Origin of the sequence: Kitasatospora sp. NPDC096140 (assembly GCF_040303045.1) — a bacterium.
Taxonomy (GTDB): Bacteria; Actinomycetota; Actinomycetes; order Streptomycetales; family Streptomycetaceae; genus Kitasatospora.
The window spans coordinates 156,009-169,690 of the sequence record NZ_JBEOUW010000008.1; the positions used below are offsets into that span (position 1 = coordinate 156,009).

Below are 13,682 nucleotides of genomic sequence, written 5' to 3' on the forward strand. Positions count from 1 at the left end.
AGGCCCGACGGCCGGCCCCGGCCGTTCATGATCCTGCGGACCGCTCCGCCCCGCCGGGCGGGGCCCGGTGCTCCGACCAGGCCGGCCACACGTCCGACTCCGGGCCCGGCTCCGGCCCGGCGAGGACCCGCACCGTGAACGGTACGAACTCGTCGGCGGTGTCCCGGGCGGTGAAGCCGGCCGCGGACAGGATCGCGGTGATCGCGGCGGCCATCGCGATCCTGACCTCTCCGGACTGCCGGATCGCCGGGGTGACCTCGCCGACCCGTTTCACGTCCGCCTGCACGCAGTGCCGCAGCCGGGGGCTCACCCGCCAGAGCACGAGCACCCTCGGCTCCTCGTCGTCGCAGCCCGTGCCGGTGTCGCAGCGCGTGTCGTCGTCGCAGCGCGTGTCGTCGTCGCAGCGCGTGCCGCTCCTGGAGCACGTGCCGTTCCCGGACACGCCGACGTCCGCGCCGACGGACAGTTCCGGGGCCGCCCCCGGGACCGCCACCGGCAGCCCGGCGGCGGCGAGTTCGTCCCGCACCTGCTGCGCCAGGTACTCGAACCGGGCGCGTGGGTCCGTGCTCCGTGGTTCCACCATGGCCGCACGGTACCCGGCCGGTCCGACACGAACGGTCCGGACCGGGACCGGGGCCGGCGCTGGCGCCCCTCGTGGGCCCGGGATCGGCGTGGGCCGAGGAGTGGCGCCCCTCGGCGACCGACGCAACCGGTCCGGGCCCCGACCACGTCAACCGGGGGCAGGGGCGACGACCTGCCGCGGACCGGACCGGTTCGCGCACTACACTGCTCCACCCCGAGCCCACTCCGGGTGGGGTGAGCGGCGATCGTGGGGGTACCTGGTGCGGATTCGGCTGCTCGGCCCGGTGGAGTTGCGGGCCGGGGCGGACGGCTTCAGCACGTTGGCGGGGGCCCAGCGCCGGGCCGTCCTCGCACTGTTGGCGCTGGGGCTCGGACGCGTCGTCACCGTGGACCGGTTCTGCGAGGCGCTGTGGGGCGAGCGGCCGCCGGCCAGCGCGCGGGCGGCGGTGCAGGGGCACGTCGCCGCGCTGCGCAAGGTGCTCGCCGACACGCCGTTCGAGCTGCACACCCGGGCGTCCGGCTACCTGCTGACCGGGCCGGCCGACGAGGTGGACGCGCTGCGCTTCGAGTCGCTGACCGCCCTGGCCGCAGATCACGCCGGGCACGCCGATGCCTTCGACCTCGCCGGTGCCACCGGCACCGTCTCCGGCGACGCCGAGGCGATCGCCCTGTTGGAGGAGGCGCTGCGGCTGTGGCGCGGCGAGGCCCTGGCCGACCTGCCCGACACCCCGCTGCGCACCGCCGCGGTGGACCACCTGAAGCAGTCCGGCACCGCCGCCCTGCTGCGCTGGGCGTCGCTGCGGCTGCGCCAGGGCATGGGCGCGGCGGCGGTGCCGGTGCTGGAGCAGCACGTCCGGACGAACGAGCTGCGCGAGGAGCTGGTGGCGCTGCTGATGCGCTGCCTGCACCAGGCGGGACGCCCCGCGGACGCGCTGGCCGCCTACCACCAGGCGCGGCTGCGGCTCGACCGCGAATTGGGGATCCGGCCCGGTCCGGCCCTGCAGGCGGCCCTGGCCGAGGTGCTGGCCGACGACGGGCCGGCCCCGGCTCCCCTGCCGCCGACGGCTGCCGCCGCCCGCGTCCCGGAGCAACTCCCCCGCCGCATGGTGGACTTCGTCGGACGGCAGGCCGAGCTCGACCGGCTCGACGAGGCCTGCGCCCCGGACCGCGCCGCGGACGGCCCGGTGCTGGTGGTCGGCCCCGCCGGCGTCGGGAAGAGCGCGCTGGTCACCGCCTGGGCCCACCGGGCCGGTGACCGGTTCCCCGACGGCCGGCTGCACGCCGATCTGCGCGGCCTCGCCCCGGCCGGCCCGGCGCACCCCGACGCCGTCCTCGCCGACTTCCTGCACGCGCTCGGCGTCCCCGCCGACGCCCTGCCCGCCGACCGCGCCGGACGCGCCGCGCTCTTCCGCGAACACACCAGGGACCGGCGGCTGCTGGTGGTCCTGGACGACGCCGCCGACCCGGACCAGGTCGCCGACCTGCTGCCCGAGGGGACCGGCTGCGCCGCCGTCGTCACCAGCCGGGGATCGCTGGAGGCCCTGGTCGCCCTCGACGGGGCCACCCTGCTGCGGCTGGCCGCACTGCCCGAAGGCGACGCCCGGCACCTCCTGGAACGCGCCCTGACGCCCGCGCGGGTGCGCGCCGAGCCGGACGCCGCCGCCCGCCTCGTCCGCCGCTGCGACCGGCTGCCGCTCGCCCTGCGGATCGCCGCCGCCCGCCTGGCCGCCCAGCCGGAGTGGACGATCGCCGGGCTGGTCGCCGAACTCGACGACGAACAGCGCCGGCTGGCCGTCCTGGATGCCGGCGACGGCCTCGGCATCGGCCCGCAGCTCGATCTGACGCATCGTCAACTCTCCTCGTCCGCCGCAGAACTGCTCACCGCCCTGGCCGTCCACCCCGGCGACGAGGTGGACGCCCTGGCGAGCGCCGCCCTGCTCCGCACCGACCCCGCCACCGCCCACCGGGCGCTCGGCGAACTGGCCGCCCACCACCTGCTCACCGGCACCGCCCCGGCCCGCTACGGCCGCACCGACCTGGTCCGCCTGTACGGCGTCGGACTGCTCGCCGAGCTGCCCGAGGCGCGCCGACGCCTGCTCCGCGAACGCCTCGCGGACTACTACCTCGCCGCCCTCCAGCGCTGCGGCCTCCTCCTCGACCCCGGCCAGGAGGACGCCGAGCCGCCCGTCCACGCACCGCAGGCCCTCCCGTCCGTCGGCGACATCCGGACCGCGCTCGACTGGTTCCGCGCCGAGGAACCCGCCGTCCGCGCGCTGGTCGACGCCACCGCCGTCACCGACCCCGCCCGCGCCTGGCGGCTCGCCCTGACCAGCGGCTCGCTCTACTACGGCGCCAGCCGCTTCGCCGACTGGCTCGCCCGCGCCGTCGTGGGCCAGGAGGCCGCCGAGCGGTGCGGGGACCCGGTCGCGGTCGCGCTGCTGCACAACTGCCGGGCGCAGGCCCTCGTCGCGCTCGAACGGCGGCACGAGTCGGCCGAGGCGGCCCGGAAGGCGGTGGCCGCCACCGACGCCATCGGTTCCATCGACTCCGCCGACGGGCCGCGGGCCGCGTCCGCGCGCGTCCGCTCGCTCGCCACCCTCGCGCTGGTCACCGCCATGCTCGGCAGCTCCGCCGAGGCCGAGCGGCTGGCGGCCTCCGCCACCGCCCTCGCCCTCGCCTCGGGCAACCGCCGGCGGCTCGTCGACGCCAAGGTCCACCAGGGCTGGGTGAGCCTGGCGACCGGCGACCGGGACGGCGCGCAGCACCACTCCCGGGAGGCCCGCGAACTGCTGCCGCCCACCCCCGTCACCCAGGTCCACCTCTGGTCGCTGCTGACCGAGGCCCAGGCCCTCCCGCCGACCGTCCGCGACGAGACCGCCGACCTCGCCTGGCACCGGCTGCTCGCCGCCTGCGAGGAGGCCGGCCTGCTCTACCTGCACGCGCTCGCCGAACAGTCCTACGCCGCCCACCTGTTGGCCCGCGGCCGGCAGCGGGAGGTGAGCGGCCGGCTGCGCACCGCGCTGGACCGCTTCCGCTCCCACGACCGGCAGGCGGGCTACCGGAGCGAGTTCACCGCCGCCCTGGAGGAGCTCAACCTCCGCTCGGCGGACTGGTCACCGGGGCGCTGAGACGCCGGACGGTCACCGGCCCGCCGAGACCGCCGGGCGCCGCCGGGAGGCCGAGGCGCCCCGGCGTCACCGGGCCGCCGAGGCGGCGCCGCTCTCCGCCGACGACGACGGGCTCCCGGCCGGGGCGTACCCGTGCTCCGCCGCCAGGACCGGGCGCAGCGCCCGGATCGCGTAGAAGTTGCGGGACTTGACCGTGCCCGGCGGCACCCCCAGCTTGGCCGAGGCCTCCAGCACCGACCGGTCCTTCAGGTGGAGCTCGACCAGCACCTCGCGGTGGTGCTTCTGCACCCGGCGCAGCGCCAGCGCGATGTCCCGCGCGGCCACGACCTGCTCGTACGGGTCCTCGGCGAGCGGGCGGTCCTCCAGCGGCTCGCCGATCACCTCCTTGGCGCGGGCGGCGGCCATCCGGTAGTGGTCGATCGCGATCCGCCGGGCCACCGTGAACAGCCAGGGCCGGCTCTGCTCGGGGCCGTTGCTCAGCGCCTCCGGGTGCTGCCAGGCCCGCAGCAGGGTCTCCTGCAGGATGTCCTCGGCCTTGCCGCGGTCCCCGCCGGTGGCCCGCAGCAGCGAGCGCAGCAGGTAGCCGCCGTGCAGCCGGTGGATCTCGGCGAGCGTGTCCGGGTCGAGGGTCGGACGGTCCTGGCGGTCCTGGCGGGCGCGGCGGTCCCGGCCGTCCTGGTGCGCCTGGTCTGTGGCAGCCGCCGCCGCGTCCGACGGGCCCGCGGCGGGCTCGGTGACGGGCATGGGCTGAGCAACGAACGGCTTCGACACGCGCTACCTCTCAGGTCGGGCAGGGGGGCGCGGTACGGGCAGGGCACCGCTGGGCGCCGACCGGACGGGCCCGGCGGCGACTGCAACAGCACACTGCCGGACCCCGCCAAGTCCTCGCCAACGATCCGCCAACGCCCCGCCCACGGCACCCGCGCCGCCCGCCGGTGCCGCGTGGGGCGGTGGCACGGGGGGCACGGAGCGAGGGGCAGGGTGCTGCCCTCGGAGGGCGCGTCCGTCAGGCGAGGCCGCCGATCCGTTCGGTCGGGATGTCCGTCGGCAGCAGGAGGCCGAGTTCGTCCAGGTCCACCACGTCCACGCGGGACAGCCGGCCGGCCTGCCGGGTGATCATCGCCTCCAGCACCTGCCGGGCGAACCGGCCGTTGCCGAAGGAGCGGTCGCGCCGGGCGCCCCGGAACAGCGTGCCGAGCGCCGTGAGGGTCTCCGGGGTGCAGTCGTAGCCGGCCGCCTCGGCCTGCCGCCGGACGATGGTGACGAGTTCGTCGTCCGCGTAGTGGTCGAAGGTGATCTCGCGGGAGAAGCGGGAGGCGAGGCCGGGGTTGGAGGCGAGGAAGCCTTGCATCTCCTCCCGGTAGCCGGCCGCGATCACCACGACCTCGTCGCGGTGGTCCTCCATCAGTTTCATCAGGGTGTCGACGGCCTCCTGGCCGAAGTCGCCGGCGGCGCCGTGGCGGGGGGTCAGCGTGTAGGCCTCGTCGATGAACAGCACGCCGCCGCGGGCGCGTTCGAAGGCGTCCCGGGTGAGCTGCGCGGTGTGGCCGATGTAGCGCCCGACGAGGTCGGGGCGGGCGACCTCCACGAGCCGGCCGCCGGGCAGGACGCCGAGTTCGGCCAGGAGTTCGCCGTACAGCCGGGCGACGGTGGTCTTGCCGGTGCCGGGCGGCCCGGCGAAGACCAGGTGGTGGCCGATGGCGGCGGCGGGCAGCCCGGCGTCGGTGCGGCGGCGGGCCTGCCGGGTGAGGTTGAGCAGGTCCTCGACCTGTTCCTTGGCGGCGGCGAGGCCGACCATGGCGCGCAGCCGGTCGAGCAGACCGGGCTCCCCGGGATCGGCCGCCCGGGCCCCGGCCGCGGCCGGCCCGCCGACGTCGGCGGGCAGCAGCCGGGTGAGTGCGGCGTTGTCGAAGTGCTCCAGTCCGGCGAGGCGGGAGGCCTGCCGGTCGACCATCTCCTCGAACACCCTGCGGGCCGCCCGGCCGTTGCCGGAGGCGGCGCCCCTGGGCAACCGCTCGAAGTGCACGGCGATCGCCGCACGGGTGCCCTCGGCGAGTTCGTAGCCGTGGCCGGCGGCGGCGTGCTCGACGATCGTGGTGAGCTCGTCGACGCTGTAGTCGCGGAACTCGACGGTGCGGCTGAACCGGGAGGCCAGGCCGGGGTTGGCGGCGAGGAACCCGCGGATCTCGGCCTCGTGCCCGGCGACGATCACCACCAGGTCCTCGCGGTGGTCCTCCATCAGTTTGACCAGGGTGTCGATGGCCTCGCGGCCGAAGTCGGGGCCGGTGCCGGTGCCGGTGCCGCCGGAGAGGGTGTGCGCCTCGTCGACGAACAGCACGCCGCCGAGGGCCGCCCTGACCGCCTCGGTGGTCTTCAGGGCGGTCCCGCCGATGACCGGGGCGACCAGATCGGCGCGGGCGACCTCGACCAGGTGGCCGCTGCGCAGCACGCCGAGTTCGGCGAGGAGTTCGCCGTACAGCCGGGCGACGGTGGTCTTGCCGGTGCCGGGCGGCCCGGCGAAGACCAGGTGCCGGCTCATCGGGAGGGCCGGCAGGCCGGCCTGTTCGCGGCGCCGGGTCAGCTTGTTGAGGTTGACCAGGGTGGCGACCTGCTCCTTGACACCCTCCAACCCGACCAGGGTCTGCAGGACGGCCTGCGGACCCCGCGAACCCTGCGGCCCCTGCTGCAGCCCCTGCGGCCCCTGCGCCCCCTCCGCCCCCGGTGCCCCCCGAGGTCCCGGGTCGGCGGCGGCGGCATCCGGAACAGCGGCGGCCCCGGGCGCACCACCGACCCCGGCGACCACCACCGGGCCGACGGCGTCGGGCGACCCGTTGTCCCGGCTGTCGAGGTCCTCGACCGCGAGCCGGTCGGTCGGCCCGGTCTGCCGCAGGCCCGCGCCCCGGTTCCCGGCGGCCAGACAGCCGGTGAGCCGGACGGGCTCCGCCGAGTCGCAGCGCAGCCCGTCCACGGTGTTGCCGGTGAGCCGGGAGGCCGTCAGCGCGGCGCGGGCGCCCGCCGCCAGGTGCAGCCCGTGGCGGCGGTTGGCCCGCAGCACGGTGCGGGTGGCGGTCAGTTCGCCGCCGCGTTCGACGCTCGCGCCGTCGAGGGCGTTGTCGGCGCTCTCGACGTCGCTCAGGGTGGCGGCGCCCTCGGCGCCGACCGAGATGCCGCAGGCCCCGCTGCCGTGCACCCGGCTGCCGGCGAGGTGGGTGTCGGCGCCGTCGGCGACGCGGACGCCGTGTCTGCCGGAGTCGAGCACGATGGCGTCCTCGATCCGGCCGCGCCCGTCGCGCAGCACCTCGATCCCGTGGCCGCCCGCGGCGGTGACGGCGGTGCGGCGCAGCAGCGGGTCGGCGCCGTCGCGCACCACGATGCCGGTGCCCGCCGGGTCCCGGACCTCCAGCCGGTCGAACTCGGCGGCGCTCTCCCCGGTGAGTTCGACGCCGTCGGCCTCGGCGTTGCGCACCACCGTCCGGACCAGGACGGGACGGGCCGACTCGCCGACGTGGATGCCGGCCCCGGCGGGGGAGCTCACCTCGCAGTCCTCCAGGGTGCCCCGGGAGCGGCCCGCGATGTGCAGGCCGTGGCCCTGGGGGCGTACGGCGCGGCAGCGGCGCAGCAGCGGGTCGGTCCCGTCGGCGAGCACGTAGCCGTGGCCGCGGACGGCGGTGACGGTGCAGTCCTCCAGCACGACCCGGGCGGTGGACCCGACGTACACGCCCAGGGCGCTGTCGCGGATCTCGGTGCGCAGCAGGCGGGTGGTGCTCCGCTCCTCCAGGGCCACGGCGGGCCGGTCGGTGGCGGAGATCTCGCAGTCCTCGACGGTGCCGCGGGCCTCGCCGTTGGCGCACACGCCGTTGCCCCGGGCGTCGCGCAGCACGCAGCGCCGTACGGTCGGGTCGGCCCGCTCGCCGATCACCAGGGCGGAGGTGCCGAGGTGTTCGATGACGCTGTCCTCGATGACGCTGCCACCGGTGGAGGTCTCGACCAGCCCGGCGCCGACCGGGTTGACCACCCGGCAGGCGTGCATGGCGAGTTCGCCCTGCTCGCGGGTGAGCACGGCGGTCCAGGCGTTGCCGGTCACGTCGCAGTCCTGCAGGGCGAGCCGGCCGCGCGGGACGTCCACGGCGGGCAGCTCGTCGTCCTGCCCGTGCAGCACCAGCCCGGTCAGCCGGACGTCGTCGGTGAGCACGTGGACCACCGAGCCGTGCCGCGGACCGATCCGCACACTGCCCCGGCCGCCCTCGGCGGTGACGGTGACCGCCTTGGTGAGCACCAGGTTTTCGTCGTAGTGGCCGGGGCGTACCGAGATCACCGCGCCGCTGCGGGCGGCCTGGAGGGCTGCGCCGATCGTGCGGTGGGAGCCGGGCTCCCGCTGCTCCGCGCAGACCGTCAGCACCGGGCGCGACATGCCTGGGGTTCCCTTCGTCGTGGGGCGGGGTGGGCCCGGTCGGGGGACGCACCGGCGGCGCGTCCTCTCCGGTGCTACGGCCGTCCGGGCCGGGCCGGTTCACGGGGTGTCCGCCCGGCGGGAGCCCGCGCGCCGGCACGCCGGCACCGGGACGGGTTCCGCCCGGGAGCGGACGGACCGTCAGTCACTCTCGGACGAGACGCGGTGCTCTCGGCGGCAAACACCCGCGCACACCCGGTCCTAGCGTGGGTGGCCCGGCGCAGCCCGCACGCTGTGCCGGCAGACATCGGCACCAAGAGCACGCAAGAGAGAAGGACCCCCATGCCGTTCATCACCGTCGGCCAGGAGAACACCACGCCCGTCGACCTCTACTACGAGGACCACGGCACCGGTCAGCCGGTCGTGCTGATCCACGGGTTCCCGCTGGACGGACGCTCCTGGGAGCGGCAGAGCGCCGCGCTGCTCGACGCCGGCTACCGGGTGATCACCTACGACCGCCGCGGCTTCGGCCGGTCCTCGCACCCGACCACCGGCTACGACTACGACACCTTCGCCGCCGACCTGAACACCGTGCTGGAGACCCTGGACCTGCGGGACGCCGTGCTGGTCGGCTTCTCGATGGGCACCGGCGAGGTCGCCCGCTACGTGTCCTCGTACGGCTCGGAGCGGGTCGCCAAGGTCGCCTTCCTGGCCTCCCTGGAGCCGTTCCTGCTCAAGACCGACGACAACCCGGACGGCGCCGCCCCGCAGGAGTTCTTCGACGGCATCGTCGCCGCGGTGAAGGCCGACCGGTTCGCCTTCTACACCGGTTTCTTCAACGACTTCTACAACCTGGACGAGAACCTCGGCACCCGGATCAGCGAGGAGGCCGTCCGCAACAGCTGGAACACCGCGGCCTCCGGCGGCTCCTTCGCCGCCTCGGCCGCACCGACCACCTGGTACACCGACTTCCGCGCCGACATCCCCCGCATCGACGTGCCTGCCCTGATCCTGCACGGCACCGGCGACCGCACCCTGCCCATCGAGAACACCGCCCGCGTCTTCCACCGGGCCCTGCCCTCCGCCGAGTACGTGGAGATCGAGGGTGCGCCGCACGGCCTGCTGTGGACCCACGCCGAGGAGGTGAACGCGGCGCTGCTGGCCTTCCTCGCGAAGTGACCGACGCGTCGTGACCCGGGGGCGGCCCGTCCGCCCCGGCACCGAGCCCCGGGCCTCCCCCCGTCCCACCGGACGGGGGGAGGCCCGGGGCTCTTCCGTCGTCCCCGCGTCCCCGCGACCCCGCTCCACCGGCCCCGCCCGGAGCCCCGCCCGGCCGGTTCACTGGCGGACCGGAGACGGTGCACTGTGCGCCAACTACCCATCCCACCTGCGACTTAACGTTCTTTCAGGCGATCGGAGCGGAGCCGGGCCGGTGAGTCCCCGCCCCGCCCGGACGCCCCTCCGCCGCCCGAACCGGGGTGGCGGTCCGAACCCTCACAGGAGGCTGGAGCGGTGCCTGCAATGCCGGTCGGCGGGCTGGTCCCCCGCGCCGTCGAGAACGCTGCCGACGTCGTCGTCCGCAACGCGAAGATCCACACCGGGGACGCCCGCCGCCCACAGGCCGGCGCCCTCGCCATCCGCGACGGCCTGATCACGGCCGTGGGGGACGACGCGGACGTCGCCCCGCTCATCGGGCCCGCCACCACCGTGGTGGACGCCCTCGGCCGGCGGGTGGTGCCCGGCCTCAACGACTCGCACCTGCACGTGATCCGGGGCGGCCTGAACTACGTCCTGGAGCTGCGCTGGGACGGTGTGACCTCGCTGCGCGAGGGCCTGGCGATGCTGCGGGAGCAGGCTGCCCGGACCCCGAAGGGGCAGTGGGTGCGGGTCGTCGGCGGCTGGTCGGCGGAGCAGTTCGCCGAGCGGCGGCTGCCCACGCCCGCCGAACTGAACGAGGCCGCGCCGGACACCCCGGTGTTCGTGCTCCACCTCTACCAGTCGGCGGTCCTCAACCGCGCCGCGCTGCAGGCCGTCGGCTACACCCGGGACACTCCCGACCCGAAGGGCGGCCAGATCGTCCGGGGCCGCGGCGGGGAGCCCAACGGCATGCTGCTGGCCGCACCCAGCGCGCTGATCCTCTACTCCACCCTCGCCAAGGCGCCGACCCTGGCGCCCGAGGAGCGCAAGTCGTCCACCCGGCACTTCCTGCGCGAGCTGAACCGCTTCGGGCTGACCTCCGCGATCGACGCCGCCGGCGGCTTCCAGAACTTCCCGGAGAACTACGCGACGGTGACCGAGCTCGCCCGGGAGGGCCTGCTCTCCCTGCGCATCGCCTACCACCTGTTCCCGCAGACCCCGGGCCAGGAACTCGACGACCTCACCCGCTGGATCGAGTCGGTCCGCCCCGGGGACGGCGACGAGTGGCTGCGGCTGAACGGCGCCGGCGAGAACCTCACCTGGGCCGCCGCCGACTTCGAGAACTTCGCCGAGCCGCGTCCGGAACTCGGCGGCTACGAGGGCGAGTTCGAGAAGGCCGTCCGGATGCTCACGGAGCACGGCTGGGGCTTCCGGCTGCACGCGACGTACGACGAGACGATCCGGCGGGACCTCGCGGTGTTCGAGAAGCTCGCCGCCGAGGGGCTCTTCCCGGCCGGGAACCGCTGGCTCTTCGACCACGCGGAGACCGTCTCCCGGGACAGCCTCGACCGGATCGCGGCGCTCGGCGGCGCGCTGTCCGTGCAGAACCGGCTCTCCTTCCAGGGCGAGGTGTTCACCCGCCGGTACGGCGTCGGCGCCGCCGCCGAGGCGCCGCCGATCCGCGCGATGCTGGACCGCGGGCTGACCGTGGCCGCCGGCACCGACGCCACCCGGGTGTCCTCGTACAACCCGTGGGTCGCGCTGCACTGGCTGGTCTCCGGCCGCACGGTCGGCGGGCCGGCGATCCGGCCCCCGCAGAACCGGGTGGACCGGGCCACCGCGCTCGCGATGTACACCACGGCTGGCGCTGTGCTCACCGGCGAGCAGGACGTCAAGGGCGTGCTGCGGACGGGCTGTTACGGCGACCTCGCGGTGCTGTCCGACGACTTCTTCACGGTGCCCGAGCACGAGATCCCGCACATCGAGTCCCTGCTGACCGTGGTCGGCGGCCGGATCGTGCACGCCGCGGCGGAGTACGAGGGCCTGGACGAGGAGCTTCCCGCGGTCAGCCCGGCGTGGAGTCCGGTCGCCCGCTTCGGCGGCTACCGGTCCCACCGGAGCGGGGGCACCGGCGCCCGCCAGGCCGAACTGCTCGGCGAGGTCGTCGCCGAGTCCGAGCTGCACCGCCGCTGGCGCGTCGGCCGCGGCCTGGCGACGGAGCCGTCCCAGCCGTTCGACCCCTGCTTCCTGCTCTGACGCACCCCACCGGGTGCTCCGGCGGGCCGCCCGCCGGACACCCAGGTCGGGCCACCGGACACCCAGGTCGGGCCACCGGACACCCCGGGCGGCCCGCCGGAGCACCCACCGCACCACCCACCCGACTTCCTCCGCGGATCACCGCGCGAAGGATCCACCGAAAGAACCCGAAGGGAACCCTCATGGTCGACGTCTCCCAGGTCAGCGCCACCCCCAGCCCCGACCTGCTGACCCCCGACAACGCCGTGGTGCTGTTCGTGGACCACCAGCCGCAGATGTTCTTCGGCACCGGCAGCGGCGACCGCACCGCCATCATCAACGCCACCGTCGGCCTCGCCAAGGCCGCCAAGGCCTTCGACGTCCCGACCGTGCTGACCACCGTCGCCGCCGAGTCCTTCTCCGGCCCGCTGCTGCCGCAGCTGGCCGCGGTCTTCCCGAAGGCCGAGGTCCTCGACCGCACCTCGATGAACGCCTGGGAGGACGAGGCGGTCGTCGAGGCCGTCAAGGCCACCGGCCGCGGCAAGGTCGTCATCGCCGGCCTGTGGACCGAGGTCTGCCTGGTCCTGCCCGTGCTGTCCATGATCGACCAGGGCTACGAGGTCTACGTCGTCACCGACGCCTCCGGCGGCGTCTCCCCGCAGGCCCACGAGCACGCCGTCCAGCGGATGATGCACTCCGGCGCGGTGCCGGTCACCTGGGTCCAGGTGCTGCTGGAGCTCCAGCGCGACTGGGCGCGCCAGGAGACCTACGGCGCCGTCATGGAGATCGTCAAGGAGCACGCCGGTGCGTACGGCCTCGGGGTCGTCTACGCGCAGGCCGTCATCGGCGAGCACGCCGCCGGCTGAGCCGGCGCACACCGACTCGGCATCAGCTACAGCGACCAGGGACAGGAACAGGAACGATGGACACCGGACTGCTGATCCTCCGTGTGGTGGTGGGCCTGCTCGTCGCCGGGCACGGCGTACAGAAGGTGAGTTTCCGGCTGGGCGGCAACGGCCTCGCGGGCGGGACGGAGGAGTTCCGGCACGACGGCTTCCGCGGCGGGACGCTCACCGCGCTCGCGGCGGGCGCCGGGCAGGTCGGTTCGGGCCTGTTCCTGGCCCTCGGCGCGCTCACCCCGCTCGCGGCCATGGTCGCCATGGGCGTGATGACGGTGGCGCTGACGGTCAAGCTGCCGCACGGGCTCTGGGTGCAGAACGACGGCTACGAGTACCCGCTGGTGCTGGTGGTCGTCTCGGGGGCGCTCGCCCTCACCGGGCCGGGCCGGTGGTCCGCGGACCACGCCGTCGGCCTGACCGGCTGGCCGCTCTGGCTGTCGGTCGCGGCCCTGGTGCTCGGCCCGGCGAGCGGCCTGCTCACCCGGGCGGTCCTGCACCGCGCGCCCGCGCCGCGGGAGGAGGCGGCCGGTGCGCACCCTGCTGGCTGACGCCGGGCGGACGCTGGTCCCGCCGCGCGCGGACCGGCACGGCCCGCTGCCGCCGCTGATGCTCCTGCTGACGGTGGCCACGGGCCTGGTGGACGCGGTGAGCTACCTCGGCCTCGGCCACGTGTTCGTGGCGAACATGACCGGCAACGTGGTCTTCCTGGGGTTCGCCCTGGCGGGGGCCCCGGGGCTGTCGGCCACGGCCTCGCTGGTCTCGCTGGGGTCGTTCCTGGCCGGTGCGCTCGTCGGCGGACGGCTGGGCAGCCGGACGTCGGCCCACCGCGGGCGCCTGCTGGCCCTGGCGGCCGGCGCCCAGACGGTCCTGACGGCCGCGGCGGCCGCCACCGCCGCGGCCGGCGGGGCCGACCACGCCCTGATCGTCCTGCTGGGGCTGGGCATGGGCCTGCAGAACGCGGCGGCGCGGCGGCTCGGCGTGCCCGACCTGACCACCACCGTGCTGACCCTCACCCTGACCGGCCTGGCCGCCGACTCCACGGCGGCCGGCGGCGCGGCACCGCGCCCGGGACGCCGGATCCTCTCCGCGCTGGCGATGCTGCTCGGCGGCCTCGCGGGGGCGGCCCTGGTCCTGCACGGGCAGACCGCCACCGCCCTGGCCCTGGCCGCCCTGCTGCTCCTGGCCACGGCGGTGACCGCCCACCGGATCTCGGCCCCGGACGCCCACTGGGCGCCGCCGGTGGCCTGATCCGTGCTCCTCCACCGACTCGATCGACCATCACGAACCCCGCACGCGCCCGGCCCCGCTCAG

General features: G+C 75.7%; 9 protein-coding genes. 6 read left to right on the plus strand and 3 right to left on the minus strand.

The window, feature by feature from the left end; genetic code table 11:
* Window positions 1-25 precede the first annotated feature (25 nt).
* On the minus strand, window positions 26-583 hold the full coding sequence (locus tag ABT048_RS10715; protein ID WP_350520984.1) for a hypothetical protein: 558 nt from the start codon (window positions 581-583) through the stop codon (window positions 26-28).
* A 259-nt stretch (window positions 584-842) separates the two neighbouring features.
* Between ABT048_RS10715 and ABT048_RS10720 the strand changes: the two genes are divergently transcribed.
* A complete protein-coding gene (locus tag ABT048_RS10720; protein ID WP_350520985.1) occupies window positions 843-3,710 on the plus strand; it encodes an AfsR/SARP family transcriptional regulator in 2,868 nt (955 codons plus the stop codon).
* Between the two features lie 66 nt (window positions 3,711-3,776).
* Here ABT048_RS10720 and ABT048_RS10725 read toward each other — a convergent pair whose 3' ends face one another.
* Both ABT048_RS10725 and ABT048_RS10730 read right to left on the minus strand, forming a co-directional pair.
* Window positions 3,777-4,454, minus strand: a complete 678-nt coding sequence (locus ABT048_RS10725) for a sigma-70 family RNA polymerase sigma factor (protein ID WP_350520986.1) — start codon at window positions 4,452-4,454, stop codon at window positions 3,777-3,779.
* A 262-nt stretch (window positions 4,455-4,716) separates the two neighbouring features.
* Window positions 4,717-8,121, minus strand: coding sequence for a right-handed parallel beta-helix repeat-containing protein (locus tag ABT048_RS10730; protein ID WP_350520987.1), 3,405 nt, complete (start codon window positions 8,119-8,121; stop codon window positions 4,717-4,719).
* Between the two features lie 321 nt (window positions 8,122-8,442).
* Here ABT048_RS10730 and ABT048_RS10735 point away from each other — a divergent pair, with 321 nt between their 5' ends.
* The 5 genes from ABT048_RS10735 to ABT048_RS10755 all read left to right on the plus strand — a co-directional run bounded on the left by ABT048_RS10735 (window position 8,443) and on the right by ABT048_RS10755 (window position 13,619).
* Window positions 8,443-9,279 (plus strand): alpha/beta fold hydrolase, encoded by an 837-nt coding sequence (locus ABT048_RS10735; protein WP_350520988.1) that lies wholly within the window; start codon window positions 8,443-8,445, stop codon window positions 9,277-9,279.
* 342 nt (window positions 9,280-9,621) lie between these two features.
* The gene (locus tag ABT048_RS10740; protein ID WP_350521080.1) at window positions 9,622-11,493 is read left to right on the plus strand and encodes an amidohydrolase; all 1,872 of its coding nucleotides are present in this window, start codon (window positions 9,622-9,624) and stop codon (window positions 11,491-11,493) included.
* A gap of 182 nt (window positions 11,494-11,675) precedes the next feature.
* Complete coding sequence (locus ABT048_RS10745) at window positions 11,676-12,338, plus strand: hydrolase (RefSeq protein ID WP_350520989.1); 663 nt, start codon at window positions 11,676-11,678, stop codon at window positions 12,336-12,338.
* 56 nt (window positions 12,339-12,394) lie between these two features.
* Complete coding sequence (locus tag ABT048_RS10750) at window positions 12,395-12,919, plus strand: DoxX family protein (RefSeq protein ID WP_350520990.1); 525 nt, start codon at window positions 12,395-12,397, stop codon at window positions 12,917-12,919.
* The gene (locus ABT048_RS10755; protein WP_350520991.1) at window positions 12,900-13,619 is read left to right on the plus strand and encodes a YoaK family protein; all 720 of its coding nucleotides are present in this window, start codon (window positions 12,900-12,902) and stop codon (window positions 13,617-13,619) included. The genes ABT048_RS10750 and ABT048_RS10755 overlap by 20 nt, the downstream gene beginning before the upstream one ends.
* Window positions 13,620-13,682 lie beyond the last annotated feature (63 nt).

Excerpts from the sequence above, each read along its gene's own strand:
- ABT048_RS10730 (WP_350520987.1), bottom strand. The coding sequence starts at position 8,121 with ATGTCGCGCCCGGTGCTGACGGTCTGCGCGGAGCAGCGGGAGCCCGGC.
- ABT048_RS10750 (WP_350520990.1), top strand. The coding sequence starts at position 12,395 with ATGGACACCGGACTGCTGATCCTCCGTGTGGTGGTGGGCCTGCTCGTC.
- ABT048_RS10745 (WP_350520989.1), top strand. The coding sequence starts at position 11,676 with ATGGTCGACGTCTCCCAGGTCAGCGCCACCCCCAGCCCCGACCTGCTG.
- ABT048_RS10725 (WP_350520986.1), bottom strand. The coding sequence starts at position 4,454 with ATGCCCGTCACCGAGCCCGCCGCGGGCCCGTCGGACGCGGCGGCGGCT.
- ABT048_RS10715 (WP_350520984.1), bottom strand. The coding sequence starts at position 583 with ATGGTGGAACCACGGAGCACGGACCCACGCGCCCGGTTCGAGTACCTG.
- ABT048_RS10740 (WP_350521080.1), top strand. The coding sequence starts at position 9,622 with ATGCCGGTCGGCGGGCTGGTCCCCCGCGCCGTCGAGAACGCTGCCGAC.
- ABT048_RS10735 (WP_350520988.1), top strand. The coding sequence starts at position 8,443 with ATGCCGTTCATCACCGTCGGCCAGGAGAACACCACGCCCGTCGACCTC.